This window comes from Streptomyces sp. NPDC093586 (assembly GCF_044764905.1).
Lineage (GTDB): Bacteria > Actinomycetota > Actinomycetes > Streptomycetales > Streptomycetaceae > Streptomyces.
Map to the genome: position 1 here is coordinate 204,659 of NZ_JBIWJA010000003.1, position 26,968 is coordinate 231,626.

General features: G+C 73.8%; 17 protein-coding genes. 6 read left to right on the plus strand and 11 right to left on the minus strand.

Annotated features, from left to right (window positions below; all coding sequences use genetic code 11):
• Positions 1-7: 7 nt before the first annotated feature.
• The 4 genes from ACIRFH_RS04960 to ACIRFH_RS04975 form a co-directional block, all read right to left on the minus strand.
• A complete protein-coding gene (locus ACIRFH_RS04960; RefSeq protein WP_403517139.1) occupies positions 8-1,420 on the minus strand; it encodes a dipeptidase in 1,413 nt (470 codons plus the stop codon).
• 10 nt (positions 1,421-1,430) lie between these two features.
• Complete coding sequence (locus tag ACIRFH_RS04965) at positions 1,431-5,021, minus strand: UvrD-helicase domain-containing protein (RefSeq protein ID WP_403517140.1); 3,591 nt, start codon at positions 5,019-5,021, stop codon at positions 1,431-1,433.
• Between the two features lie 197 nt (positions 5,022-5,218).
• Positions 5,219-8,947 (minus strand): ATP-dependent helicase, encoded by a 3,729-nt coding sequence (locus ACIRFH_RS04970; RefSeq protein WP_403517141.1) that lies wholly within the window; start codon positions 8,945-8,947, stop codon positions 5,219-5,221.
• A 266-nt stretch (positions 8,948-9,213) separates the two neighbouring features.
• Complete coding sequence (locus ACIRFH_RS04975; protein ID WP_403517142.1) at positions 9,214-9,600, minus strand: MGMT family protein; 387 nt, start codon at positions 9,598-9,600, stop codon at positions 9,214-9,216.
• Positions 9,601-9,785: 185 nt separating this feature from the next.
• Here ACIRFH_RS04975 and ACIRFH_RS04980 point away from each other — a divergent pair, with 185 nt between their 5' ends.
• From ACIRFH_RS04980 to ACIRFH_RS04990, 3 genes are all read left to right on the plus strand, one after another.
• Positions 9,786-12,620 carry a lysylphosphatidylglycerol synthase domain-containing protein gene (locus ACIRFH_RS04980; protein WP_403517143.1) on the plus strand — a complete coding sequence of 945 codons (2,835 nt, stop codon included), beginning with the start codon at positions 9,786-9,788 and terminating at the stop codon, positions 12,618-12,620.
• A 133-nt stretch (positions 12,621-12,753) separates the two neighbouring features.
• Positions 12,754-14,301, plus strand: coding sequence for an alpha/beta hydrolase (locus ACIRFH_RS04985; protein WP_403517144.1), 1,548 nt, complete (start codon positions 12,754-12,756; stop codon positions 14,299-14,301).
• Positions 14,302-14,444: 143 nt separating this feature from the next.
• Complete coding sequence (locus ACIRFH_RS04990; protein WP_403517145.1) at positions 14,445-15,986, plus strand: alpha/beta fold hydrolase; 1,542 nt, start codon at positions 14,445-14,447, stop codon at positions 15,984-15,986.
• Positions 15,987-16,081: 95 nt separating this feature from the next.
• Here the strand turns inward: ACIRFH_RS04990 and moeZ are convergent, their stop codons facing one another.
• The 7 genes from moeZ to ACIRFH_RS05025 form a co-directional block, all read right to left on the minus strand.
• Entirely contained in the window at positions 16,082-17,260 is a 1,179-nt protein-coding gene (moeZ, locus tag ACIRFH_RS04995; protein WP_403517146.1) for an adenylyltransferase/sulfurtransferase MoeZ, read from the minus strand.
• 63 nt (positions 17,261-17,323) lie between these two features.
• Positions 17,324-18,073 carry a spherulation-specific family 4 protein gene (locus tag ACIRFH_RS05000; RefSeq protein WP_403517147.1) on the minus strand — a complete coding sequence of 250 codons (750 nt, stop codon included), beginning with the start codon at positions 18,071-18,073 and terminating at the stop codon, positions 17,324-17,326.
• Positions 18,061-19,122: an NAD-dependent epimerase/dehydratase family protein gene (locus ACIRFH_RS05005; protein ID WP_403517148.1), complete on the minus strand. Its 1,062-nt coding sequence runs from the start codon at positions 19,120-19,122 to the stop codon at positions 18,061-18,063. Before ACIRFH_RS05005 ends, ACIRFH_RS05000 begins: the two co-directional genes overlap by 13 nt.
• A 106-nt stretch (positions 19,123-19,228) precedes the next feature.
• Positions 19,229-20,476: a hypothetical protein gene (locus tag ACIRFH_RS05010; protein ID WP_403517149.1), complete on the minus strand. Its 1,248-nt coding sequence runs from the start codon at positions 20,474-20,476 to the stop codon at positions 19,229-19,231.
• Complete coding sequence (locus ACIRFH_RS05015) at positions 20,473-22,236, minus strand: DUF3492 domain-containing protein (RefSeq protein WP_403517150.1); 1,764 nt, start codon at positions 22,234-22,236, stop codon at positions 20,473-20,475. Before ACIRFH_RS05015 ends, ACIRFH_RS05010 begins: the two co-directional genes overlap by 4 nt.
• A 215-nt stretch (positions 22,237-22,451) precedes the next feature.
• Positions 22,452-24,242, minus strand: a complete 1,791-nt coding sequence (locus ACIRFH_RS05020; RefSeq protein WP_403517151.1) for a DUF3152 domain-containing protein — start codon at positions 24,240-24,242, stop codon at positions 22,452-22,454.
• 7 nt (positions 24,243-24,249) lie between these two features.
• Complete coding sequence (locus tag ACIRFH_RS05025) at positions 24,250-25,272, minus strand: alpha/beta fold hydrolase (RefSeq protein WP_403517152.1); 1,023 nt, start codon at positions 25,270-25,272, stop codon at positions 24,250-24,252.
• A gap of 202 nt (positions 25,273-25,474) precedes the next feature.
• On the opposite strand from ACIRFH_RS05025, the gene ACIRFH_RS05030 reads away from it, so the two are divergent.
• The 3 genes from ACIRFH_RS05030 to ACIRFH_RS05040 all read left to right on the plus strand — a co-directional run bounded on the left by ACIRFH_RS05030 (position 25,475) and on the right by ACIRFH_RS05040 (position 26,907).
• Positions 25,475-25,696: a hypothetical protein gene (locus ACIRFH_RS05030; protein ID WP_403517153.1), complete on the plus strand. Its 222-nt coding sequence runs from the start codon at positions 25,475-25,477 to the stop codon at positions 25,694-25,696.
• Between the two features lie 186 nt (positions 25,697-25,882).
• Positions 25,883-26,524: a TetR/AcrR family transcriptional regulator gene (locus ACIRFH_RS05035; protein WP_077801099.1), complete on the plus strand. Its 642-nt coding sequence runs from the start codon at positions 25,883-25,885 to the stop codon at positions 26,522-26,524.
• A gap of 155 nt (positions 26,525-26,679) precedes the next feature.
• Positions 26,680-26,907: a DUF3107 domain-containing protein gene (locus tag ACIRFH_RS05040; protein ID WP_403517154.1), complete on the plus strand. Its 228-nt coding sequence runs from the start codon at positions 26,680-26,682 to the stop codon at positions 26,905-26,907.
• Positions 26,908-26,968: the final 61 nt, after the last annotated feature.

Genomic DNA, 26,968 nt, shown 5'->3' on the forward strand with positions numbered 1-26,968 from the left:
CGGGGGTTCAGGGTGCGTGGCGCCAGTGTTCCGCCAGGTCGCCCCACAGGTGGGCGGAGGTTTCGACGCCCTTGAGGAGCAGGTCGAGCTCGACCTTCTCGTCGGGGGCGTGCCAGCCGTCGGACGGGACGGAGATGCCGAGGAAGAGCACCGGTGCGCCGAGGACCTCCTGGAGGTCGGCGGCCGGTCCGGAGCCGCCTTCGCGGGTGAAGCGGACCGGTTTCCCGAAGGCCCGGCCCATGGCGCGGACCACGGACTGCAGTGCCGGGTGGTCCAGCGGTGTCAGGCACGGGCGCGTGGCCGACCCGAAGGTGATCTCGCAGCGGATGCCGTCCGGTACCTGCTCGGCCGCCCAGGCGCGGACGGCCTTCTCCACGCGGTCGGGGTCCTGTCCCGCGACCAGGCGGAAGGAGAGCTTCACCAGGGCGGAGGACGGGATGATCGTCTTGCTGCCGGGGCCCTGATAGCCGCCGCCGATGCCGTTGACCTCGGCGGTGGGGCGGGCCCAGATGCGTTCCAGGGTGGTGTGGCCGGCCTCGCCGTGGACGGCGTACGACTTGGCCGTGCGCAGCCACCGCTCCTCGTCGAAGGGCAGCTCGGCGAAGAGGTCGCGTTCGCGGTCGGTGAGTTCGATCACGCCGTCGTAGAAGCCGGGGACCGCCACGCGCGCGTGCTCGTCGTGCAGGGCGGCGACCAGGCGGGCGGCGGCCGTGGCCGGGTTGGGGACCGCGCCGCCGAAGGAGCCGGAGTGGATGTCCTGATCGGGTCCGTGCAGCCGGATCTCGCACTCGGCGAGGCCGCGCATGCCGGTGCACACCGTGGGGGTGTCCTCGGACCACATGCCGGTGTCGGAGACGATCACCGCGTCGGCGGCGAGGCGCTCGGCGTGCTCCTCGACGAGGGCGCGGAAGTGCGGGGAGCCGGACTCCTCCTCGCCCTCGATCAGCAGCTTGAGGTTCACCGCCGGCGCGGTGCGGCCGGTGGCGGCGAGGTGGGCGCGGACGCCGAGTGTGTGGAAGAACACCTGTCCCTTGTCGTCGGCCGCCCCGCGCGCGTAGAGGCGGTCGTCACGGACGACGGGTTCGAAGGGGTCGCTGTGCCAGCCGTCCTCGCGGGCCGCCGGCTGCACGTCGTGGTGGCCGTAGACGAGGACCGTCGGTGCCGCGGGGTCGCCGGAGGGCCACTCGGCGAAGACGGCCGGGGCGCCCGCGGTGGGCCAGATCTCGGCGGTCGGGAAGCCGGTCTCCTTCAGCTTGGCGGCGAGCCAGTCGGCGCTGCGGCGTACGTCGGCCGCGTGGTCGGGCTGGGCCGACACGGACGGGATGCGCAGCCACTCGGCGAGGTCGTCGAGGAAGGCGGCGCGGTGGTGCGCGATGTACGTACGGACGGCGCTGACGGCACTGTCAACGGGGTGGCTCATGCTCACGAGCCTATCGGCCCGCGCGGACACCCAGGCCGTGCGGTTCGTCACCGACCGGTTCGCCGAGCAGCAGGCGCTCCAGCGCGGCACGGTCCGGCAGGCCATCGGGCCGTACGGCCTCGCCGCTGCGTACGTACAGGAAGGTGGCCGTCACCGATTCCAGCGGCACCCGCTGCTGCTCGGCCCAGGCGAGGCGGTACACGGCGAGCTGGAGCGGGTCGGCGGTGCCGTCGCGGCCCGTCTTCCAGTCGACGATCTCGTACGTCGTCGCCGGGCCCTCGCCCTGCTTGTAGACGGCGTCGATCCGGCCGCGTACGACGCGTCCGGCGAGCGTGAGCTGGAAGGGCGCCTCGAGGCGGTACGGGGTGCGGTGCGCGTACTCGGTGCGTTCGAAGGCGTCCTTGAGGAACTCCAGGTCGCGTTCGTCGGCGATCTCGGCCTCGCTGCCGGGCAGTTCCTCCGGCTCCAGCATGGGCAGCGTGAGCGCTTCGAAGCGGGACTCGACCCAGGCGTGGAAGCGGGTGCCGCGGCGGGCGGCGGGCTGGGGCGGGCGGGGCATGGGGCGGGCCAGCTCCTGGGCGAACCCGTCGGGGTCGGCGGCCAGGCGCAGCAGCTGGGAGGCGGTCAGCGACGCCGGGAGGTGTACCTCGGTGACGCTCTCGCGGGCGCGCAGCAGCTCGCCGGTGAGGGCGTCCAGGTCGCGGTCCCAGGAGGCGACGGTACGGGCTTCCTCGGGGGTGAGGCGGGTGGCGGTGGTGTGCCGGGGGGCGGGTTCCGGCAGGGGCTTCTGGGGGCGGGGGACGCCGGTGCCGCCGGACTGCGGCGGGGGCGGCGCCTGGTGCGGGATCACCGGGTGCGCGGCGGGGCGGTCGGCCGGCCGGGAGTCCCGGTCGGCGGGGTCCGGCCCGCCGGGGGCCGCGTCGGCGGAGAGGGGGGCGTCGTCCCCGGGGAACGTCCCGTCGTCGGGGAAGAGTGCGTCGTCGTCCGGGAAGGCGTCGTCGTCCGGGAAGGCCTCGTCGTCCTCGGGGGGCGGCGGCCAGTCCGGGTCGTCGTAGGTGTCCGGGTCGTGCGTGGCGGTGGGCCGGACGTCGTCCTGGGCGGCGAGGCGGTCCAGGTGGGCGAGGACCGTCTCGGCGGCGGACCGGCGCAGGGCGAGGGCCGTGTCGTCCAGGGGCAGGGGCCAGGCCCGGTCGGCGGTGCTCTCGAGGAGGGCCGGGTTCTCCTCGTCCTCGGCGGGTTCGTCCGCCCACGCCTCGATCTCGCCGTGCCCGGCGGCGCAGTGGTCGTACAGGGCCCGGAGGAAGTCGGACGGTCCGCGTGGTTTCTTCTGGCTGGGCCCCCACCAGTGGCCGGAGCCCAGGAGCAGGGAGCGGGGGCGGGTGAAGGTGACGTAGCCGAGGCGGAGCTCCTCGGTGTGCTGGTGTTCCTTCATGGCCTCGTGGAAGGCCTTCAGGCCCCGTGCGTCCCAGGACGCGACGTCGGGCAGGGTGTCGGCGTCGCCGCGCAGCCCGTGCGGCAGCACCTTGCCCTGGGCGGTCCACTTCTCGCGGCCCTGCCCGCTGGGGAAGGTGCCGGTGACCAGGCCGGGGACGGCGACGACGTCCCACTCCAGGCCCTTGGACTTGTGCGCGGTGAGCACCTTGACGGTGTTCTCGCCGCCGGGCAGGGCGTTGTCGAGGCCCTTCTCGTACTGGGCGGCGGTGCGCAGGAAGCCGAGGAAGGCGAGCAGGGTGGCCTCGCCGTCGCTCGCGGCGAAGGAGGCGGCGACGTCCAGGAAGTTCGACAGGGTCTCGCGGCGGCGGGCGGCCAGGGCGTGCGGGGACGCCGACAGCTCGACCTCCAGACCGGTGGTGGCGAGGACGCGGTGCAGGACGTCCATCAGGGGGTCGGACAGGGCCCGGCGCAGGTCGCGCAGCTCGGCGGCCAGGCGGGCGAAGCGCACGCGCGCGTCCGGCGAGAAGGGCAGTCCGTCGTCGTCCCCGCTGCCGTCCAGCGGTGTCTCCAGGAAGGTGTCGAGGGCGTCGGCGAGGGAGACCACCTCGGACGGGTCGACGCCCTCGACGGCCTCGGCGAGCCGCCGGTCGGGGTCGTCGTCGCCTGCCACGCGCGCGTGGCTCACGAGCAGCCGGGCCCGGCGCCCCAGGAGGGCGAGGTCGCGGGGGCCGATGCGCCAGCGCGGGCCGGTGAGCAGGCGGACCAGGGAGGCGTTGGCGCCGGGGTCCTGGAGGACCTCGCAGACGGCGACCAGGTCGGCCACCTCGGGCAGGTGCAGCAGTCCGGACAGGCCCACGACCTCGACGGGGACGTCGCGGGCCACCAGCGCGCCCTGGATCTCGGCGAAGTCGGTCGCCGTGCGGCACAGGACGGCGATCTCGCCGGGGGCCTTGCCGGTGCGGACGAGGTGGGCGATGGAGTCGGCGATCCAGTCGATCTCCTCGGCGTGCGTGCGCAGGAGGGCGCAGCGGACCGTGCCGTCGCGTTCGGCGCCGGGGGCGGGGCGCAGGGCCTCCACGCCCGCGTGCATGGCGCGCAGGGGTTCGGCGAGGCCGTTGGCGAGGTCGAGGAGGCGGCCGCCGCTGCGACGGTTCTCGCTGAGCGCCTGGCGGGCGGCGGGGCGGCCGTCGGCGTGCGCGAAGTGCTCCGGGAAGTCGTCGAGGTTGGCGACGGAGGCGCCGCGCCAGCCGTAGATCGCCTGGCAGGGGTCGCCGACGGCGGTCACGGGGTGGCCGGTGCCGCCGCCGAACAGTCCCGCCAGGAGGATGCGCTGGGCCACCGAGGTGTCCTGGTACTCGTCGAGCAGCACGACCCGGAACTCGTCGCGCAGGACGCGGCCCACCTCGGGCAGCCCGGCGAGCCGGGCGGACAGGGCGATCTGGTCGCCGAAGTCGAGCAGGTCGCGTTCGCGTTTGGCGGCCCGGTAGCGGATCACCAGGTCGGCGAGTTCGCGGCGGGCGGCGGCGGCCTCGGGGACCTTGCGCAGGTCGGCGTTGGTGAGCTTGGCGCCCTGGAGTTCCGTCAGGAGGTCCGCGTCCCAGGCGCGCAGGTCCTCGGGGCGTACAAGGTGCTCGGAGAGCTCGGCGTCGAGGGCGAGGAGGTCGCTGACCAGGTCGGCGAAGGAACGGGTGAGCGCCGGATACGGTCCGGGTGCCTCGCGCAGCACCCGCGCGGCCAGCTGGAAGCGGGTGGCGTCGGCGAGCAGGCGGGACGTCGGTTCCAGCCCGAGGCGCAGGCCGTGGTCGGTCAGCAGGCGGCCGGCGAAGGCGTGGTACGTGGAGATCACCGGCTCACCCGGCGGATCGTCCGGGTCGATGGCGTCGGGGTCGGTGACGCCGGCCCGGACGAGGGCCTTGCGGACGCGTTCGGCGAGTTCGCCGGCCGCCTTGTTGGTGAAGGTGAGGCCGAGCACCTGCTCGGGGGCGACCTGCCCGGTGCCGACCAGCCAGACCACGCGCGCCGCCATCACCGTCGTCTTGCCCGACCCGGCTCCGGCCACGATCACCTGCGGGGCGGGGGGCGCGACGATGCAGGCCGTCTGTTCCGGGGTGAAGGGGATCCCGAGAAGCTCCTTGAGCTGCTCGGGATCGGAGATACGGGCGGGCACGTCGAAGAGGCTAGCGGCGATCACTGACAGCGGGTGCCGGGTGCGCTGTGCGGCGGGGAGAAGCGCAGGTCAGCGCGTGGGGTGCGACTGGTCACACCGGACGCTCACGCACGACGTGCGGGTCGTGGGCCGCTCTGCGCCACGGCGTGCCGTCCGCGGGCTGCTCCACCCCACGACGTGCCGTCCCTCGGGCCGCACTACTCCACGACGTGCCGTCCCTCGGGCCGTGCGCTGCAGGAGGCGCGGAAGGCGCAGTGCGTGCAGTGCTGCCCCGCGGTGGGGGTGAACCGTTCGTCGAGGACCTTGCCGGCGGCCGTGGCCAGCAGATCGCCGACCCACTCCCCCTCCGGGCCCGCCAGGGAGTCCTGCGCCTGCACCTTGGGCAGCGTCTCGCCGCCGTCGCGCCTGGCCGCGCCCTGGCGCAGCTGGACGAGTTCCGCGCCGCCCGGTTCGGGGCGCACCCCGCCGAAGGCCTCGTCGACGGCGCCCTCGCGGACGGCGAGCTGGTAGACGGCGAGCTGGGGGTGGCGGGCCACCTCGGCGGAGCTGGGTGCCTGCTTGCCGGTCTTGAAGTCGACGACGTAGGCGCGGCCGTCGGCGTCGGCCTCGACGCGGTCCATCTGGCCGCGGACGCGCACCTCGTAGTCGCCCGCCTCCAGGGTCACGTCGAAGTCGTGCTCGCTCGCCACCGGCGTGCGCCCGGCGCGGTCCATCACGTGCCACTTGAGGAAGCGTTCGAGCGCCACGCGCGCGTTGGCCTTCTCCTGCGCCGACTTCCAGGGCGCGTCGAAGGCGAGCGCGTTCCACACCGAGTCCAGGCGTTCCATGAGGACGTCGAGGTCTGCCGGGGTGTGCCCGGAGGCGACCTCGTCGGCGAGGACGTGCACCACGTTGCCGAAGCCCTGGGCGGCGGTGGCGGGCGCGTCGGCCTTCACCTCCCGGCCGAGGAACCACTGGAGCGCGCAGGTGTTGGCGAGCTGGTCGAGGGCGCTGCCGGAGAGGGTGACGGGCCGGTCGCGGTCGCGCAGCGGCACCTTGCTCTCGGTCGGGTCCCACATGCCCCACCAGCGGTAGGGGTGGGCCGACGGCACCAGGGGGCGGCCGTCCTCGTCGGCGAGGGCGGCGAGGCGGGCCAGGCGGTGGGCGGCGGCCTCGCGCAGGGGGGCGGAGACGCGCGGGTCGACGGTGGTGGCGCGCAGTTCGGCGACGAGCGCCGCGACGGCGAGGGGGCGGCGCGGGCGGCCCGTGACGTCGACGGGCTCGACGCCCAGCTCGGTCAGGAACCGGGAGGGCTGGTCGCCGTCGTCGGCCGGTGCCTTCACGGCGGTCACGACGAGGCGTTCACGCGCGCGCGTGGCGGCCACGTAGAACAGGCGGCGCTCCTCGGCGAGCAGCGCGCCCGGCGTGAGGGGTTCGGCGAGTCCGTCGCGGCCGATCCGGTCGGCCTCCAGCAGGGAACCGCGGCGGCGCAGGTCCGGCCACAGGCCCTCCTGGACGCCCGCGACGACGACCAGCCGCCATTCGAGTCCCTTGGAGCGGTGCGCGGTCATCAGGCGGACGGCGTCGGGGCGGACGGCACGCCGCGTGAGGGTGTCCGCGGCGATGTCCTCGGCGTCGATCTCCTCCAGGAAGTTCAGCGCGCCGCGCCCACCCGTGCGCTCCTCCGCGCGCGCTGCGGTCGCGAAGAGGGCGCACACGGCGTCCAGGTCGCGGTCGGCGTTGCGTCCGGCGGCGCCGCCGCGCCGGGCCGAGCGTTCCAGGCGGGTGGGCCAGGGGGTGCCCTCCCACAGGTCCCACAGCGCCTCCTCGGCGCTGCCACCGGCGGCGAGGCGCTCACGGGCCTTGCGGAGCAGCGCGCCGAGACGCTGGGCACCGCGCGCGTACGCGGGGTCGTGCACCGCGAGGCGCTCGGGCTCGGCCAGGGCGCGGGCGAGCAGTTCGTCCGAGGGCGGCGGCAGCGGGTTGCCGGCGGCACGCTCCTCGTCGCGCAGGGCGCGCCCGAGACGGCGCAGATCGGCGGCGTCCATGCCGGCGAGGGGGGAGGTGAGCAGGGTGAGGGCGGTCTCGGTGTCCAGCCAGCAGGCGGTACCGGCACGGGCGGTACCGGCCGCGGAGGGTTCGGGCGTGGGGGGTTCGGGCGTGGAGGGTTCGGGCGTGGAGGGTTCGGGCGTGGAGGGTTCGGGCGTGGGGGTTTCGGGCGCGTCGTGGGTGCGGGAGGTGGCATCGGGCACGCCGCCGGAGCCGGGCGCGGCATCGCGCACTTCCTCGGCGGCCGACCCGGCCCCGCGTACGCCGTCGGAACCGGAAGCGACCTCGGACACGTCACCGGTGGCCGACCCGGCCTCGGGCCCGTCGCCGGGGCCGGCAGCGGCCTCGGAGGTGCTCCCGGAGCCGGGCTCACCCCCAGGCTCACCCCCGGGCACGCCCCCGGCGCCGGGTTCGGCCCCGACGCCGGCCTCGGCCCCGGGCACGCCCCTGGTGCCGGGTTCGGCCTCCGTCACCTCGTCGGTGCGGGCGCCCGTCCGCTCCTCCGCGACCGCCGTCGCCACCGCGCGCAGGGCCGTCAGCAGCGGTGCCACCGCCGGCTCGTGCCGCAGGGGCAGGTCGTCGCCGTCGACGTCCAGCGGGACGCCGGCCGTGGTGAGGGCGCGGCGCACCGCCGGGATGGTGCGCGAACCGGCGCGTACGAGGACGGCCATGTCGCTCCACGGAACACCGTCCTCGAGGTGGGCCCGGCGCAGGATGTCGGCGATGTTGTCGAGCTCGGTGCCGGGCGTCGGGTACGTGTACACCTCGACGCGCCCCCCGTCCCGCACGGAGGTGAGCTCGCGGTGGGCGCGCACCTTGTCGGCGGGCAGGCGGGTCAGCGGCATGCGCTGGGTCAGCAGCCGGGTGGCGGCCAGCAGGGCGGCCCCGGAACGGCGCGAGGTCCGCAGCACCTCCACCGGTGCCGGGCGGCCGTCCGCGCGCGGAAAGACGTGCGGGAAGTCGAGGATGCCGTTCACGTCCGCGCCCCGGAAGGCGTAGATCGACTGGTCGGGGTCGCCGAAGGCGACGAGGGTGCGTCCGCCGCCCGCCAGGGCGTGCAGCAGCCGTATCTGGGCCGGGTCGGTGTCCTGGTACTCGTCGACGTACACGGCGTCGTACCGCGCGGCCAGCTGCGCGGCGACCTCGGGGCGGTGGGCGAGCAGCACCGCGCGGTGGACGAGTTCCGCGTAGTCGAGGACGCCCTGCAGATCGAGCACGTCGAGGTACTCGGCGAGGAAGGCGGCGGCGGCCCGCCAGTCGGGGCGGCCGATGCGCCGGGCGAACGTCTCCAGGGCGTCCGGGTCGAGGCCCAGTTCGCGGCTGCGGGCGAGGACCGCGCGGACCTCGTCGGCGAAGCCGCGGGTGGTCAGGCAGGCGCGCAGTTCGTCGGGCCAGCGCACGTGCGCCAGGCCGAGTCGCTCCAGGTCCGCCTGCCCGGCCAGCAGCTCGCGGACCGTCACGTCCTGTTCCGGACCGGACAGCAGTCGCAACGGCTCCACGAACAGTTCGCTGTCCTGGTGGGCGCGGACCAGGGCGTAACCGAAGGAGTGAAAGGTCGTCGCCCGGGGGGCGCGCGCGGCGCCCATGCGCAGCGCCATCCGGTCGCGCAGCTCGACGGCCGCCTTGCGGCTGAAGGTCAGGACGAGGATCCGCTCCGGGTCGCCGCCGCGGGCGATCCGTTCGGCGACGGACTCGACGAGGGTGGTGGTCTTGCCGGTGCCCGGGCCTGCGAGGACGAGCAGCGGCCCGGCGCCGTGGTCAACCACGGCGCGCTGCGCGGCGTCCGGACGAGGGGGGGCCACACGCGTCGGCGGGGTGCGTACCAGCCGGTAGGCGCCAGGGCTCCCCCGTCGCACCTGGGGGTGCGACGGACGTCCGGTGGAGGAAGAGGAGCTCACGTGGTTCGCCGGTCCTGGTGGGTGTGCTGGTGGGCGGTCCGTCCTGCGGGGGCTGCGAGGGCCGCCGCGTGAGGGGGACGCGCGCGGACGACGCTACGCCGACGAATGAGGCGGAAGCAGGGCTTCCCGTTCTTCCCTCGGGTCACTCGCGACGCGTGTGTCCCCCGCCCCTCGAACGTACGTCATGCCACAGAGGTGTCCGGTGTGTCCTGTTTACCTCATACGGATCACTGGTCACACACCGGCCCGTCCGATGGCGGAAGCTGTCAGGTGTGACCCTGCGCGCGTTCGCCGCCGTCCCACCGTGCTCGTTTCAGATCGATGCGCGGCAGATGGTCTTCGGCGGCTCTGCCCGCTTCCTTCAGGGGCGTGCCCTCCGACCGGTAGTGGCCGAGCGCCTCCAGTTCGTGCCCCGCGAGCAGGACCCCGTCGGCGCGGACGACCCGCCACCAGCAGACGCCTCCGCCGTAGAGGGACATCACGCGGCCGACCTGCCGGGGTCCGCCCTCCTCCAGGTACTCCGCGACGTCCCCGTACGTCATGACGCGGCCCGGCGGAATCAGCTCGGCCACGTCGAGGACGCGCTCGGCGTACTCGGGCAGCGCGTCCGCGTACTCCGGAGGAACGTCGTCCGGAAGGCTCTGCTCACTCATCCGCCCCATCCTGCCCCACCCCACCGACAACGCGACGGGCACGCGGCGATGCGCGTCCCTCGCCCGCGGGCGGCGCTTCGGGCAGACTGTGCCGCTCGCACGGGCACCCTGATGCCTCCGGCTGTCGGTCCGGCATGCCACCATCGTGCGGTCGGTGACCAGTGATACGAGAGCAAGAAGAGACGATGAAGCAGCAGGGAGTGCACCCCGAGGACGCCGAGGGCACCTCTGACTCTTCCTCGCGCCCGGACACGGCCGCCGACGGTGAGAAGCCCGCCGCCGACGACGACGCGAAGCCCGTCGACAGTGACGAGAAGCCCGTCGACAGCGGTGAGAAGTCCACCGATGGTGGCGGCGACAAGTCCACCGGGACCGCGGCCGACGGCCCGGCGGCGACCGCCGCCGACCCCGGTGACGTGGCACACATCGACGAGGTGGAGGGCGACGAACCGCTGCTCCCCGCGCGCGTGCACCGTCCGTCCGACCTGATGCGGTTGCTGGTGGGCGTGCTCGCGATCGTCGTGCTGCTCGCCGTCGCCGCCTTCGCGCACGGCACCACCTCGGGTCTCGAACAGGACATCAACAAGGGCACCGGTCAGGCCCCCGACCTGCTGATCAAGGTCGCGGGTCTGGCCTCCAGCATCGCGATCCTCCTGGTGCCGGTCGCGTTCGCCGTCGAGCGGCTGATCAAACGGGACGGGCTGCGGATCGCCGACGGCGTGCTCGCGGCCGTCCTCGCGCACGGGGTGACGCTCGCCACGGACCTGTGGGTGGCGAAGGCGGCCCCCGGTTCCATCCAGGAAGCGCTCACCCAGCCCTCACCGGGCGACATCCACGCGCTCACCGATCCCGTGCACGGCTACCTCGCACCGGTCATCGCCTACATGACGGCCGTCGGGATGTCCCGCAGACCCCGCTGGCGCGCGGTGCTGTGGATCGTGCTGCTCCTGGACGCCTTCTCCATGCTCGTGACCGGTTACACGACACCGTTCTCGATCATCCTGACCGTCCTCATCGGCTGGACCGTGGCCTACGGGACGCTGTACGCGGTCGGTTCCCCCAACGCCCGCCCCACCGGCCGGACGCTGATGGCGGGCCTGCGGACCGTCGGCTTCCGCCCGGTGACCGCTGCCCGCGAGGAGGGGCCGCCGGAGAACGCGGAGACCGGCGACCGGGGCCGTCGCTACTTCGTCACGCTGGAGGACGGCCGGCCGCTGGACGTGACGGTGGTGGACCGCGAGCAACAGGCGCAGGGCTTCTTCTACCGGGCGTGGCGCAATCTGACGCTGCGCGGCTTCGCCACCCGCAGCAGCCTCCCCTCGCTGCGGCAGGCACTGGAACAGGAAGCCCTGCTCGCCTACGCGGCGATCGCCGCCGGAGCCAACGCGCCGAAGCTGATCGCGACGTCCGAGCTCGGCCCCGACGCCGTGATGCTCGTCTACGAGCACATCGGCGGCCGCACCCTCGACTCGTTGCCGGACGAGGAGATCACCGACGGCCTGCTGCGCCAGACCTGGGAACAGGTGCGCGCCCTGCAGTCCCGGCGCATCGCGCATCGCCGGCTGGTGGGCGACGCGATCCTGGTGGATCGTTCCGGCACCGTGGTCCTCACCGAGCTGCGCATCGGCGAGATCGCCGCCGGCGACCTGCTGCTGCGCATGGACATCTCCCAGCTCCTGGTGACGCTCGGCCTGCGGGTGGGCGCCGAGCGCGCGGTCGCCTCGGCCGTGGACGTGCTCGGCCCCGACACCGTGGCGGACTGTCTGCCGATGCTCCAGCCCATCGCGCTCAGCCGCTCCACCCGCGCGACCCTGCGCAAGCTGGCCCGGGAACGGGCCGAGCGTGAACGGGAGGCGGTTCTCGAGGCGTCCCGCCAGGCCAAGCTGGCCCGTTCCGAGGCGGCCGGTGCCGACGGGGCACCCGTGTCCGGGAAGCCCGACAAGAAGGCCGTGCGCGCGGAGCAGCGGGCCGAGAAACGGGCTCTGGACGACGCGCTGGAGGAGGCCCGCGAGGAGGACCTGCTCACGCAGATCCGGCACGCGGTGCTGCGGATCAGGCCGCAGGCCCCGGTCGAGCCGGCCCGGCTCGAGCGGGTGCGTCCCCGCACGCTGATCAGTTTCATCGCCGGTGCGATCGGCGCGTACTTCCTCCTGACCCAGCTCACGCACATCGAGTTCGGGCCGCTGATCTCGAACGCCCAGTGGGGCTGGGTCGCCGCGGCCGTGCTGTTCTCGGCGGCGAGCTACGTCGCCGCGGCGATGGCCCTGCTCGGCTTCGTGCCCGAGCGGGTGCCCTTCCTGCGGACCGTGGCCGCACAGGTGGCCGGGTCGTTCGTCAAGATCGTCGCTCCGGCGGCGGTCGGCGGCGTCGCGCTGAACACCCGGTTCCTGCAGCGGGCGGGGGTGCGGCCGGGGCTCGCGGTGGCGAGTGTCGGCGCCTCGCAGCTGTTCGGGCTCGGCTGTCACATCCTGATGCTGCTGTCCTTCGGCTATCTGACCGGCACCGAGAAGACGCCCTCGCTGTCGCCGTCCCGGACGGTCATCGCGGGTCTGCTGACGGTGGCGGTGCTCGTGCTCGTGGTGACGTCGGTGCCGTTCCTGCGGAAATTCGTCGTCACGCGCGTGCGGTCGCTCTTCGCCGGCGTCGTGCCGCGCATGCTGGACGTGCTCCAGCGGCCGCAGAAGCTGGTCACCGGCATCGGCGGCATGCTGCTGCTCACCGCCTGCTTCGTGATGTGCCTGGACGCCTCGATCCGGGCCTTCGGCGACGAGTCGACGTCGATCAGCATCGCCAGCGTCGCCGTCGTCTTCCTCGCCGGCAACGCCCTGGGATCCGCGGCGCCGACGCCGGGCGGTGTCGGCGCGGTCGAGGCCACCCTGACGGTCGGTCTGATCGCCGTCGGCCTGCCCAAGGAGGTCGCCGCACCGGCGGTGCTGCTGTTCCGGCTGCTCACCCTGTGGCTGCCGGTGCTGCCTGGCTGGCTGGCCTTCACCCACCTGTCCCGGAAGGAAGCGCTGTAGGGGGCCCTGCGAGGCCGGGCCCCCTGCTCCAAGAAGGAAGCGCTGTAGGGCCCTGCGAGGTCCCTGCGCCGCCTCATACCTCGTACGGCCCGTGCCCCGGGCGCGCGGACCCGCCCGGCCGCACGATGGGGACATGCCGAATCCCGCCCGGCTGCGCGCCGCCGCCCTCGCCGCCACCGCCGTCCTGCTGCCCGCGCTCCTGGCGGGCTGCGGCGACGGTCCGCGGGACGACGAGGCCCTGCCGGACCAGAAGCTCGCCTGGAAGGACTGCCCGGCACCGTCCCAGGCCGAGGGCGGCGGCTCCGCGCCCTCCCCGCTGCCGGGCGGCGGCGAATGGCAGTGCGCGACCATGAAGGCCCCGCTCGACTGGGACGACCCCGAGGGCGACACGATCGGCCTCGCGCTGATCCGCGCGAAGGCCAGCGGCCCGGCGGACCGGCGGATCGGCTCGCTGGTCTTCAACTTCGGCGGCCCCGGCGGCTCGGGCGTCACCACCCTGCCCGCATTCGGCCAGGACTACGCGACACTGCGCACCCGCTACGACCTGGTCAGCTTCGACCCGCGCGGCGTCGGCCGCAGCGCCCCTGTCGAGTGCCTGGACGACGAGCAGCTCGATGCGTACTTCCAGCAGGACGCCACCCCCGACGACGCGGCCGAGCGCACCGAGCTGCTGGACAACACGAAGAAGTTCAACACGGCCTGCGAGAAGCACTCGAAGCGGATGCTGCCGCACGTGGCCACCACCGACGCGGCCCGCGACATGGACCTGATGCGCCAGGTCCTCGGCGACGACAAGCTGTACTACTTCGGCATCTCCTACGGCACCGAACTCGGCGGCGTCTACGCCCACCTGTTCCCGAAGAAGCTGGGCCGGGCCGTCTTCGACGCGGTCGTCGACCCGACGCAGAACGCCGAGCAGAGCTCGCTCGGGCAGGCCGAGGGCTTCCAGCGCGCCCTCGACAACTACGCCGAGGACTGCGTGTCCAAGGTCGAGGACTGTCCCGTCGGCGACAGCGTCCAGGACGTCGAGAACCGCATCGCGCGGCTGCTGAAGGACCTCGACCACAAACCGATCCCCGGCATCTTCCCCCGCGACCTCACCCAGACCGCCGCGACCGGCGGCATCGCCCAGTCGCTGTACTCGAAGGACTTCTGGGAGTACCTCACCGAGGGCCTGGAGCAGGCCTACGACGGCGACGGCAGGATCCTCATGGCGCTGTCGGACTCGATGAACGGGCGCGACGAGAACGGCGAGTACAGCAACATCACCGCGGCGAACGTCTCCATCAACTGCGCCGACGACAAACCCCGGTACGACCCCGCGTACGTGGAGAAGAAGCTGCCCGCGTTCCGGAAGGCCTCCCCGCTGTTCGGCGACTACCTCGCCTGGGGGATGGTCAGCTGCACCCGCTGGCCGGTGGCCGGCGCGGCCGACCACCCCGACGTCAGCGCGCCCGGTGCGCCGCCGATCCTGGTGATCGGCAACACCGGCGACCCTGCGACGCCCTACGAGGGCGCGGGGAGGATGGTGGACGCGCTGGGCAAGGGCGTCGGGGTGGAGCTCACGTACAAGGGACAGGGGCACGGGGCCTACGACAGCAAGAACAAGTGCGTGCAGGACGCGGTGCACGGCTATCTGCTGGACGGGAAGACGCCGACGGCCGGAACCGTCTGTTCCTGATCTCCGATCCGCGTCACCTTTTCGACCGAACCCGCAGGTCACAGCGTTATCCACAGGGCTCGGCGGGTGTCGCACCCGCCACCTACCATGGCATGACCGCCATCCGCCGCACGGCGCGGACGGCAACCGAGGGGGGATTGCGCATGGCACGTCTCGTACGGTGGACGGCTCTGACCGCCGCCGCCGCACTGCTGACGGCGGGCTGCGGCGGCGGCTCGTCCGGCGACGACAAGGACGGCGGGGACACGGGCAGTACGCGGCCCTCCGCCGCGGCGCCCTCCGGGGTGCCCGCGTCGCTGGCCTCCCAGACGCTCGACTGGGGCCGCTGCAAGGGCACCGCGGACGCTCCCGCGCCGGGCGACGACTGGCAGTGCGCCACGCTCAAGGCGCCGCTCGACTGGGCCGAGCCGGACGGCGAGACGATCGGCCTCGCGCTGATCAGGTCCAAGGCGAGCGGCGACCGGCGCGCCGGCTCCCTGCTGTTCAACTTCGGCGGCCCCGGCGGCTCGGGCGTGTCCACGATGCCGTCCTACGCCGACACCGTATCCGACCTGCACAAGCGCTACGACCTGGTCAGCTGGGACCCGCGCGGGGTGGCCGCCAGCGAGGGCGTCCGCTGCCGCGGCGACGAGGCGATCGAGGACGCCGAGTCGGTGGACGCGACGCCGGACACCCCGGCCGAGGAGCAGGCGTTCTTCAAGGACGCCACCGACTTCGGCAAGGGCTGCGAGAAGGCCGCCGGCAAGCTGATGGCACACGTCTCCACCGCGGACACCGCCCGCGACATGGACCTGATGCGGCACGTGCTGGGTGACGACAGGATGCACTACTTCGGCATCTCCTACGGCACCGAACTCGGCGGCGTCTACGCCCACCTGTTCCCGAAGCGCGTGGGGCGGATGATCCTCGACGCGGTCGTGGACCCGAGCGCCGACACCGTGGGCCACGCGGAGAACCAGACCCGCGGCTTCCAGCGCGCGCTGGACGACTACCTGAAGTCCACGGGGCAGGATCCCGAGCAGGGCACGCGGAAGATCGCCGACCTGCTGAAGCGGATCGACGCCGAGCCGCTGCCGACGTCGTCCCCGGGACGGAAGCTGACGCAGACGCTCGCGATCACCGGCATCGTGCTGCCGCTGTACAGCAAGGACGGCTGGCCGGCCCTGACGAGTGCGCTCGCGGCGGCCCAGGACGGTGACGGCTCGGAGCTGCTGGCCCTCGCCGACGGCTACAACGAGCGCGACGACTCGGGGCACTACGGCACGACGACCCACTCGCAGCGGGTCATATCGTGCCTGGACGACAAGCAGCGGCCGACCGCGCAGGAGACGAAGAGGCGGCTGCCCGAGTTCGAGAGGATCTCTCCCGTGTTCGGCCCGTTCCTCGGCTGGGACACGGCCGGGTGGTGCCACGACTGGCCGGTGCCCGGGCAGTACGAGACACCGGAGGTGAGCGCGCCCGGCGCGGCGCCGATCCTCGTGGTCGGCAACACCGGCGACCCGGCCACGCCCTACGAGGGCGCCCGCAGGATGGCGGACGAGCTGGGCAAGGGCGTCGGGGTGATGCTCACCTGGAAGGGCGAGGGCCACGGGGCGTACGGGAGCGGGAGCGACTGCGTCGACTCCGCGGTCGACGCCTACCTGCTGAAGGGAACGGTGCCGAAGGACGGCGCGGTCTGCTCATGACGACGGCGGGGGCTCCGGGCACCCTCGGTGCGCGAAGCCCCCGCCGTCCACAGACCGGTCCGAGCGCGGTCCGGTCCCACCGAGCCGGTGGCGGCTCAGTACACCGGCTTCTCCGGCTCGATCTGGTTGACCCAGCCGATCACGCCGCCGCCGACGTGGACGGCGTCCGAGAAGCCGGCGGACTTCAGGACCGCCAGGACTTCCGCACTGCGGACACCCGTCTTGCAGTTCAAGACGATCTTCTTGTCCTGCGGGAGGCTCTCCAGGGCGGAGCCCATGAGGAACTCGTTCTTGGGGATCAGCCGGGCGCCCGGGATCGACACGATCTCGAACTCGTTCGGCTCGCGGACGTCGATGAGCTCGATGTTCTCGCCGTCGTCGATCCACTCCTTGAGCTGCTTGGGGGTGATCGTGGAGTCGGCGGCCGCCGCCTGGGCCTCCTCGGACACGACGCCGCAGAAGGCCTCGTAGTCGATGAGCTCGGTGACGGTCGGGTTCTCGCCGCAGACCGCGCAGTTCGGGTCCTTGCGGACCTTGACCTGGCGGTACTGCATCTCCAGGGCGTCGTAGATCATCAGGCGGCCGACCAGCGGCTCGCCGATGCCCGCGAGGAGCTTGATGGCCTCGTTGGTCTGGATGGAGCCGATGGACGCGCACAGCACGCCCAGGACGCCGCCCTCGGCGCAGGAAGGGACCATGCCGGGGGGCGGGGGCTCCGGGTAGAGGCAGCGGTAGCAGGGACCGTGCTCGGACCAGAAGACCGACGCCTGGCCGTCGAAGCGGTAGATCGAGCCCCAGACGTAGGGCTTGTTCAGCAGCACGCAGGCGTCGTTGACCAGGTAGCGGGTCGCGAAGTTGTCCGTGCCGTCGACGATCAGGTCGTACTGGCTGAAGATGTCCATCACGTTGTCGGCCTCGAGCCGCTCCTGGTGAAGGACCACGTTCACGTACGGGTTGATGCCCTTGATGGTGTCGCGGGCGGACTCGGCCTTGGAACGGCCGATGTCGGCCTGGCTGTGGATGACCTGGCGCTGCAGGTTCGACTCGTCGACCTCGTCGAACTCCACGATGCCGAGCGTGCCGACACCGGCTGCCGCCAGGTACATCAGGGTCGGCGAGCCGAGACCGCCCGCGCCCACGGCGAGCACCTTGGCGTTCTTCAGCCGCTTCTGCCCGTCCATCCCCACGTCGGGGATGATCAGGTGGCGGGAGTACCTGCGGACCTCGTCTACGGTGAGCTCGGGGGCCGGCTCGACCAGGGGTGGCAGCGACACGGGGACTCCGTTGGTCGGTCAGTCATTACGGTTGTTCTCTCCGTAACACTGCCACGGCCTTTTTCATTCCGAGACACCCGTCCCGAGGTGCGAGACGATGTCGTCCCAGTAGCCGGGCATCGTCTCCCAGGGGTCCACTCGGCCGGACCGGTCCGTGCGGTCGGTGAAGTAGATGGTCGCGGCGCCCTGCCAGCGGGCGATGCGCAGCGCCTCCTCCAGATGGCCGCGGGGAACGCCGTGGACGAAGTGGCAGAAGCGCTCGGGCGGGTAGTCGGCGCTCCACTCGGCCGCCTGGGACCAGCGGTAGTCGCTCCAGGCGCCCGAGAACGTGACGAGCTGGTCGGCGTTCTCGGCGTAGCCGGGATACGGGTGGGTGCCGTGGCCGAGGACGATGTGGAGGTCGTCCCTGACGACGCGGAGCGTGCCGACCGCGCGGCGGACCCCGGGGAGCGCGGCCCGTTCGGACGGGCAGCGGCCGAGGAGGAAGCCGTCGACCCGGTACCAGTCGAGGTACCGGTGGGCGTCGGAGATCAGTTCCCCGAAGTCGCGGGCTCCGTACGCGGCGTCGAGGCGGCCCAGGACGCGGACGCCCGCGTTGCTCAGCCGGCCGGTCGCCTCCAGGCAGTGCGGGTCGGGCTGGGCACCGGGGCCGGCGGCGACGTCGAGGACGACCCAGTGCAGGGGGGTGCCGGGGCGGGTGAGGCCGGCCCACTCGTCGGGCGCGAGGAGGGGGTGGGCCAGGCCGGGGACACCGAGACCGGTGCGGACACCGGTGATCGCGGTGCCCGCCTGCGTACTGGTCAGATACGGCATGCCGCCTCCATCCAGATGTCGGCGAGGGACTCTTCCAGGTTGATCCGGGGCCGCCAGCCGAGCCTGTCGCGCGCGGTGCGCACATCGGCCTGCTGCCAGCCGCCGCAGCCGTCGGGGTAGGGGTGGGCGACCGGGGCCGCGTGTTCGGCGTCGGCGCGGTGGTCACCGCGGTGCCCCGGGGAATCCGGGCGGTGGAGGCCGAGGGACTCGGTGCGCTGGTGCAGCAGGGACTCGACGCGGTGGCCGACGGATTCGGCGCGGGGGTGCCCGATGGCCGGCCGCAGCGCGCCGGGCGGCGCGTCGAGTTCGTGCAGGGCGCCGCCGTAGCCGGCCACGCGGGCGAGGGTGGCGGCGGCGTCGCGCAGGCGGACGGCGCGGCCGGAGCCGATGTTGATGACGCCCTGCGCGGCGGAGAGCGAGGCGGCGTGGACGGCGCGGGCCACGTCGCGGACGTCGACGAAGTCGCGCTGGACGCCGAGGCCGCCGAGCCTGAGCTCGCCGTCGCCGGACTGCATGGCGCGGCGCATGGCCTCGGCGAGGCGCCCCAGCGGGGAACCGGCGGGGGTGCCGGGGCCGGCCGGCGAGAAGACCCGGAGGACGACGGCGTCCAGACCGGAACCGAGGACCAGTTCCGTGGCGGCGAGTTTGCTGACGCCGTAGGGGCCGCCGGGGCGGGGCACGGCGTCCTCCGCGGTGGACGAGCCCGGCTGGCTGGGCCCGTACTCGGAGCTGCAGCCGATCTGCACCAGGCGGGCGCCGCAGCCGCTGCGGCGCAGGGCCTCGCAGACGGTGGCGACGGCGACGGTGTTGTGGCGGGCGAGTTCGCGGGCGCCGCCCCGGGTGGCGCCCGCGCAGTTGACGACGACACCCGGGTGGACGGCGTCGAGGAAGCGGGTGAGGGCGCCGGGGCTGCCGGTCGAGAGGTCGAAGCGGACGTCGGCGTCGTCGCCGCGGCCGAGAGCGGTGAGCTGGACGGCCGGGTCGGCGAGCAGACGGTCGGCGACGAACCGGCCGATGTAGCCGTTGGCTCCGATCAGCAGGACTCTCATCGCGCGGCTCCCGGGGCCGATGCGTCCGGTCGGGAGGTGGTCATCTGGGGGTCTCCTTCAGGGGGTGGGGCGGGATGTGGGTGTGCGGGTCTGCCCGGAGCGCGCGTCATCGCGGCCGCTCCGCGGGTGCGTGGGCGGATGCCCTGGTGAGGCGGCGGGTCGCATGGGCCAGGAGGACCAGGGCGCCGATGCCGCAGGCCGTCGCCGGGACACCGCCCGGGCCCCAGGCGGCGACGAGGGTCTCCACGGGAGCGGCCAGGAGGCCGCAGCCGGGGAGGCGTCCGGAGAAGATCGTGGCCACGGCGGTCGCCTCGGTGGCCGCGGTGGCGGTGAGGACGAGCCTGGAGGCGTGGGTGAACCCGTGGACGGCGAGGAGGCGGGCCGGCAGCAGGAGCGCGCCGAGGGTGAGCGCCTGGGGGTAGGCGGCCGGTTCGCCGAGGGCGGCGCCGGTCAGCGCGAGCAGGGCCGTCAGGGCGGCCAGGAACAGGGCGAAGGTGCCGAGCAGCAGGGGCCGTACGGAGGCGGAGAAGTCCGTCAGTCCGCGGCTGGTGGTGAGTCTGCGGCGGGCTCCCAGGGCGAACAGGCGGGCGCTCACGGCGGCGGGTGCGCAGGCCAGGGCGAGGGCCACGACGGGAGCGACGGTGACGGGCCAGGGCCCGTCCGCGGTGCCGTCGGGCAGACCGTCGGGGCCTCCGGTGAGGGCGGCGCCGAGCAGGCCGTCGCCGAGGAGGGCGTAGCCGACGAGCCAGCAGACCGAGGCCCCGCCGGTGTCGGTGCCGGCGCTCAGCGGGCCCCGGCGCAGGGCGGCGCGCAGTGCCAGGACCACCGCGAGGACGGCGACGGCGGCCACGGTCGGGCGCGACCGTCCGTCGGTGAGGCGCAGGCCGATCACGGCGGCGGCGCACAGCGCACCGGGCAGCAGGGCGAGGACGATCCACGCGCCGCGCACCCGGGGCGCCGGCGGTGCGGCGGGGGGCGCGGGGGAGTCACCGTCGCGCGGGACGCGGGCGTACATCTCCTCGGCGAGGGAGAAGACGTCCCGGTGGCGGAAGCGGGCCGCGGTCCGGTCGGTGACGCCGTGCGCCTCCAGCCCGGCCGCGATCTCCAGGGGGTCCACGGCCCGTTCGCACAGGCCGCGGTGGCGGTGCATCAGGGCCTTGACGGGGTCGGCGGCACGGCGGGCGGCGGAGGCCGGCCGCTTGCCCGCCGGGTTCGCGCGCCCCGCGCCCGGCCGTGTGCCGACGGGCGTCGCCGTACCGGGTCTCTGCTCGTGCGGGCACTGCCGCGAGCGCTCGTCCCGGGCCCCCGGGCCGCTCGGGGTATCGGGGCGGTCCAGTCCGTTCAGGCCGCTCATCGGGCCCCCTCGGTGGTGGCGGCCGCGGTCGTGGCGCGGACAGGGGTGTCCGTCGCCCAGCCGGGGCCGCCCCGGGCCACGGCCCGGCCGGCGGGGCCGGTCCAGCCGCCGGTGACCCGCGCCTCGGCGGGAACGGCGAAGGGCAGGGGCTCCCCGGCCTCGTCGAGGACGACGCGGTGGACCGGCGTGCGCGAGAGGATCTCCAGGTAAATGCCGTGAAATGCCGCGATGTTCTGCTCGACGGTGAACAGTTCCAGCGCGCGGGCGCGTGCGGCGGCGCCCAGGCGCTCACGGCGCTCGGGGTCGCGCAGCAGGGCGACGCACGCCTCGGCGAGCGCTCGCGGATTGCGCGGGGGCACGACGAGTCCGGTGCCGCCGACGGCCTCCACCACGGCGCCGACGTCCGTGGACACCGTCGCCCGGCCGCAGAACATGGCCTCGACCAGGCCGGCCGGGAATCCCTCGACGACGCTGGAGAGGACGACGACGGCGCCCGAGGCGTACGCGTCGGCTCGGGAGGGCAGTTCCGGTCCGCCGGTCTCCTCGAAGGACACCGGGTTGTCGCCGACGGCGTGCGGGCCGGTGGCCTCGTCGGGGAAGAGGTGTGCGGCCAGGGCCTTGCAGTGGGCGAGGTAGGCCGCGCCCTCGGGGTCCACGGGGGCGCCGACGATCCTGAGCCGCGCCGCGGGCTCCTCCTTGCGGATCTCCGCGAAGGCGTGCAGCAGCGAGACCAGGTCCTTGGCGGGCTCGACGCGGCCGACCCAGACGAGGGTGTGCGGGTCGGCGCACTCCGGCGACTCCCCCGCCTCCGCGAAGGGCGTCGCGTCCATGCCCGGGGGAACGGTGCGGAGCTTGGCGCGGTCGGCTCCGCAGCGTTCCTGCCAGCGGCGGGCGTGCGCGTTGCCGGGCGTGATCAGGGCCGCGCGCCGGTAGGTCTCGGCGGCCAGCCGGCCGTGGAAGGCGGCCAGCAGGGACCGTATCGCGGGTGGTGCACCGGGGTCGGTGAGGTAGTGCGTCCGCAGCCGCACGCCGTACTCCGTCACCAGCAGGGGCACACCGTGGAAGTGCCGGGCGAGGAGACCGGGCAGGGCCGCCGTACCGCCGGAGGCCGCGTGGCACAGGTCGACCGCGCCGAGCCCGTCGGCGTCGTACCAGTCGAGCGACAGGGGGCGCAGGGCGCGTTCGAGGCGTGCGGCGACGGCCAGCAGCTCCGGGACGCGCGCCTCGCGGGCGGGGCGCGGGGCGCCGGGCGCGCGACAGGCGCGTTCCAGGGCGCGTACGGCGGTCTCCGAGCGGAGGGCACCCGTCAGACCGTCCTCGTCGCGGGCGAGTTCGGCGAGGCCGTACAGCGCACTGGCGAAACGGTCCGCCTCAACGGCCGACGCCTCCGCCGACGCACCGGACGGCTCCTGCGGAGCAGCCGTGCACAGGGCGGCGGCCAGCTCGCCGTAGTACTCGGCGAAGCGCCGGCGCGCGCGCCGTCCGTACGCCCGGCGGTCGCTCCGCGTCACCCTTCCGACGAGGCCTTTCGAGGCGCCCCATCGGCTGTCGTCGCCGGCGTCCCACAGCGGCGCGGTGCGCACCCGGCCGACCTGCGGCGGCAGCGGAACCCACCCTTCGTCCTCCTGACGCTCGCTGCGGCTGAGCGCGTAGACGTCGAACTCGTGCTGCCCGAGCCCGCGCACGAGCCGGTCGCACCAGAGTCCGGCCTCACCGCTCGCATACGGATAGCCACCCTCCGTAAGCAGTCCGATGCGCACGCGCGCACCCCCGATCTCCCGTTTGGGGAGCCGCCGTTGACCCGGCGGCTCGCAGCGGGACGAACGTATGCGGACAAGGCGGTGGCGCGATGGACGGTTGTCCATCGCGCCACCGGAAGGGGTGAACGGCCGTAACTTTCCCGTGCGGAACGCGTTCGGTCGCGCTAAGGGATCATGCGGTCACCGTGTGCGACGCCTCGGCCGTGCCCGGCGGGTCAGCCGTTGGGGTAGGCCCACTGGTTGGGGCGGCAGTCGATCCCGTCGTGGTCCACGAACTTGGTCTGCTGCTGCATGACCGGGGCGAGTTCGCCGTCCTTGTCGCACGTGACGTGGTTGTAGCCGATGCGATGGCCGACCTCGTGGTTGATCAGCATCTGCCGGTAGGCGTGGATCTGGTTGCCGTAGGGCTCGGCGCCCTGCGCCCACCGGTAGGCGTTGATCATCACGCGTTCGGTGGCGGCCGAGTCGCAGGAGACGTTGTCCTGGGTGGTGTCCAGGCCGGACTTGGCGCACCACTCGGCGGTGGTGCCGGGGCTGGCGAGCGTGATGACGAAGTCCGGCTCCCCGGAGTAGACGCGTTCGAAGGTACGCGCACCGTTGTGCGCCCAGCTGCGGTTGTCGTTGAGCGTCTTCTGCACGGCCTGCGCGAAGAGTTCGCCGTCGAGGCCGAGCCCCTGCTCCACGTCCACGCGATAGGTGTACTTCTTCCCCGTCCCCGGCGCCTTGTCGAAGCCGGGGACCGCCACGAACTTCCCCGGCCCCTTGTAGTCGGCGCCGAGCGGATAGGTCTTGGCCATCTTCTGCTCGTACGTCAGCGCCGCGGCACCGGACACGGACGGCGTCGGCCGCTCGTCGTCGCGGGACGCGGGGTCGCGGTCGTCGCGGGCCTGGCCGGCCGCGGACCGGGAGTGCGCACTCGCGCCGTCCTGCCCGTCGGCGACCTGGCCGGCCACGACGACCGCCAGCACGGTGGTGACGGCGGCGGCGGCGATGCCGGTGAAGGTCCGCCCCTTGCCGCCCCTGGCCGGTGCGGGTTCGCCGGTGGGCACCGCGTCGCGGTCGCCGGGAGCGCCGGGGCCGTCGCCGGACGTCCGGTCGGTGACGGAGGCGTACGGGTCGGGCGCCTGGGCGGGGGCGGGGGCGGGGGTACGGCGCCGGGTGCGGGGCGGGAAGGCGTCGCCGTTCTCCTCGCCGAACGCCTCCAGGTAGTCCCGTCGCGGCCCTTCGGCGGGCGCCCGCCGCTGTCGCGGGAAGGGCACGCCGGGTCCCGCGGGCCGGCCGGGGGGTGCGGACGCGCCGGGCCGGGGTCCGGCCGGCATGCCGTGCCCGGCACCGGCCCGTCCGCCCAGTTCGCCCCAGCCGCCGCCCGGTTCACGCTGCTCGGGGTGCCCGCCACGGACCTGCGACGTGCCCTGCGCGGGCGTGCCGTCCGGGAGCCTCGGGAAGTCCTGTGCCGGCGTGCCTCCAGGGCCCCCGGAGAAGTCCCGCGCGGACGCGCCACCCTCCACATGCCGCGAACCGCGTGCGGGCGTGCCGTCGGAAGATCTCGGGACACCCCGCGCCGGCGCGTCTCCAGGCCCCCCAGGGGTGCCCTGCGCAGGCGCACCACCGCCGACCCGCGGCGAACCGTACGCGGGCGCGCCGTCGGGGAACCGGGGGACGCCCTGCGCGGGAGTACCGTCCGGGGGCCCCGGGAAGCCCTGCGCCTGCGTGCCGCCCTGAACCCGCGGCGAACCGTGCGTGGGCGTGCCGTCGGGGAACCGGGGGACGCCCTGCGCGGGTGTGCCGTCCGGCGGCCGCGGGACCGCGTGGTCCCGGGTGCCGCCCGGTGCCGTGTTCTGTGGTGCCGGGCCCGGCGTCCCGTTCACCGGCGGCATCCACTCCCCCGTCGGCGGCCCGGGCATGCGTCGCCGCCCCGGGCGCCCGGCCCTGTCCTCCCGCGCTGCCGCGGGGGTGTCCGCGGTGTCGCCCTCGGGGGCGGGTCCGCGGCGGCTGTGGCGTCCCACTCGCGCCTCAGCCTCCTGTGGTCTGGTTGGCGGGCTCGTCGTCGACGGCCCCGGCGGTGTTCTCGTCGACCGTCGACTCCCCGGTGTCCGCGAGGAGTTCGCGGAACGCCGTGGCCACGGTCTCGGGATATTCCATCATCGCCACGTGTCCCGCGTCCGGCAGGGTCAGCAGCCGGGAGTCGCGGAAGGCGCGGGCCGCCCGCTGAGCCATGCGGTAGCCGACGAGTTGGTCCCGTCCACCGTAGACCAGCAGCGTCGGCGCGAGAACCCGCTCGGCCTGCCGCCACAGTCCGTGCCGGCCGCCCACGGTGTACGCGCTGACGATCCCGCGCGCCGAACGCGCCATCGCGTCCCAGAAGTACGGCAGTCGCAGCCGCCGCTCCATCTCCTCCACGGCGTTGCGAAAGGCCTCGGGCGACACCCTCGAGGGGTCGCCGTAGCAGAGCGCCGTGACCCCGCGGACCCGCTGCTCGGCGGTCCACTCCCGGGTGAGCCGGGTGAACAGCGACACCACTCCCGGCAGCGCCAGCATCCCCGTCGGCACCGCGCTGCGCTGGACGCGGATCTCGGGCAGCGCGGGCGACACAAGGGTCAGCGTGCGCACCAGGTCGGGCCGCACCGCCGCGACGCGCGTGGCGATCGCGCCGCCCAGCGAGTTGCCGAAGAGGTGCACGGGACCCCGCCCGGCCGCGTCGAGGTGGCGGATGACCGCGCGCGCGTGGCCCGTGACGGTGTAGTCGCCGTCGTCCGGCGGAGGCGAGTCGCCGAAGCCGGGCAGGTCGACGGCCTCGCTGTCGACGACGTCGTCCAGCAGCGGCATCAGCGCCGACCAGTTCTGCGAGGAACCGCCGAGGCCGTGGACGTACAGCGCGGGAGGGAGTCCCTCGCGCGCGGGCTTCCTGGAACGCACCGTCAGGGTGATTCCGGGCAGGTGGACCGAGCTGAGCCGCTCGCCCTCCACGACCTTGACGGCCGCCACCTTCGGCAGCACGTTGGCGGGGGGCGCGGACGGCAGGTCGGTCGAAGACATGCGGCAATGTTACGAGACGATCACGCAATGGCTCATGTGTTCGCCGTCACAAGCGCGGGTGCGGCGCCGGGCGGGCCGGGTACCCGTGGCCGGTGAACGGTGACGCCTGGCGGCCGAATCGGGTGTCTCCTAGGCTCATGCAGAGGGCACCCGCATGTGGCCCCTGCATCTCTCAGGGACGTCCGTAGGAAGGGAGCCCAGCATGACCGTCGACCCCACCGACCCGGAGACCTTCGCCGACGAGGACCGGGAGCTCCAGGAACTCGGTGTCGAGGCACCCGACGCCGACGCGGTCGAGCAGCAGGCGGACATCACGCCCGACCGCGACGACCCGCTCACCGACGTGGAACCGGACCGCGCCAACGAGGCCGACCTGGCCGAACAGGCCCGGGTGGTCTCGCACGACGAGGACGACTACCGCTGACGCGAGGGTCGCCGAGCCGGAGGGAGGCCGATTTTTGCCCGTCCTGGGACCTTTTGAAACCTGTTGTGCGGCTTTCGCCACCGTCCGGTCCGTGAAATTCTGCGCTCGCACCGCGCACACCACGGTTACCGAAAAGTACGATGGCGACGCGGCGCACACCGCACGTGGACGACTTTGGGAGGCGGCGTGACAGCCATCGAGCAGACAGAGGCGGTACGCCCGCGGGGCACACGCCTTCCCCGCCGTGCCCGACGCAACCAGCTGCTGGGCGCCGCGCAGGAAGTGTTCGTGGCCCAGGGTTACCACGCCGCCGCGATGGACGACATCGCCGAGCGCGCCGGTGTCAGCAAGCCGGTGCTCTACCAGCACTTCCCGGGCAAGCTCGACCTCTACCTCGCACTGCTGGACCAGCACTGCGAGGCGCTGATCCAGTCCGTGCGGAACGCGCTCGCGTCGACGACCGACAACAAGCAGCGCGTCCGGGCGACGATGGACGCCTACTTCGCGTACGTCGAGGACGACGGCGGTGCCTTCCGCCTGGTCTTCGAGTCGGACCTGACCAACGAGCCCGCCGTGCGCGAGCGCGTCGACAAGGTCACGAACGAGTGCGCCGAGGCGATCTGCGACGTCATCGCCGAGGACACCGGCCTCTCCCGCGCCGAGTCGATGCTGCTGGCCTCCGGTCTGGGCGGCCTCGCCCAGGTGGTGGCCCGCGCCTGGCTGCACAGCGACCGCAGCGTGCCGCGCGACCAGGCGGTCCAGCTGCTGACGTCGCTGGCCTGGCGGGGCATCGCGGGTTTCCCGCTGCACGGCAGCGAGCAGCACTGACCGTCGCACGTTCGGTGTACCGCGGCGTTTGTTCCCCCCGGCTGTTCGCTCCTGGCGTTCTCGGGCGGAGCGTGTACGTCCCCTCACCGGGCTAATGTGTGCTGGGTACGGCGCGGAAGATCGCGCACTTCACTGACCGTCGGAGGGACATAGCCGTGGAGGTCAAGATCGGCGTGCAGCACGCGCCCCGCGAGATCGTTCTGGAGAGCGGTCAGAGTGCCGAGGAGGTGGAGCGCGTGGTGGCCGAGGCACTGGCCGGCAAGTCGCAGCTGCTGAGCCTCGTGGACGAACACGGCCGCAAGGTCCTGGTCCCGGCCGAGCGCCTCGCGTACGTCGAGATCGGCGAGCCGAGCCCTCGCAAGGTGGGATTCGGCGCGCTGTAGCCGACGGAGGAAGCACGCGAAGGGCCCGGCGGTACGTGACCGCCGGGCCCTTCGCGTCTCC

Bases quoted from the DNA above. Each gene is read 5' to 3' on its own strand.
- ACIRFH_RS05000 (WP_403517147.1), bottom strand. From the start codon at position 18,073: ATGCCGTATCTGACCAGTACGCAGGCGGGCACCGCGATCACCGGTGTC.
- ACIRFH_RS04960 (WP_403517139.1), bottom strand. From the start codon at position 1,420: ATGAGCCACCCCGTTGACAGTGCCGTCAGCGCCGTCCGTACGTACATC.
- ACIRFH_RS05030 (WP_403517153.1), top strand. From the start codon at position 25,475: ATGACCGTCGACCCCACCGACCCGGAGACCTTCGCCGACGAGGACCGG.
- ACIRFH_RS04985 (WP_403517144.1), top strand. From the start codon at position 12,754: ATGCCGAATCCCGCCCGGCTGCGCGCCGCCGCCCTCGCCGCCACCGCC.
- ACIRFH_RS04980 (WP_403517143.1), top strand. From the start codon at position 9,786: ATGAAGCAGCAGGGAGTGCACCCCGAGGACGCCGAGGGCACCTCTGAC.
- ACIRFH_RS04975 (WP_403517142.1), bottom strand. From the start codon at position 9,600: ATGAGTGAGCAGAGCCTTCCGGACGACGTTCCTCCGGAGTACGCGGAC.
- ACIRFH_RS05025 (WP_403517152.1), bottom strand. From the start codon at position 25,272: ATGTCTTCGACCGACCTGCCGTCCGCGCCCCCCGCCAACGTGCTGCCG.
- ACIRFH_RS05005 (WP_403517148.1), bottom strand. From the start codon at position 19,122: ATGAGAGTCCTGCTGATCGGAGCCAACGGCTACATCGGCCGGTTCGTC.
- ACIRFH_RS05010 (WP_403517149.1), bottom strand. From the start codon at position 20,476: ATGAGCGGCCTGAACGGACTGGACCGCCCCGATACCCCGAGCGGCCCG.
- ACIRFH_RS04990 (WP_403517145.1), top strand. From the start codon at position 14,445: ATGGCACGTCTCGTACGGTGGACGGCTCTGACCGCCGCCGCCGCACTG.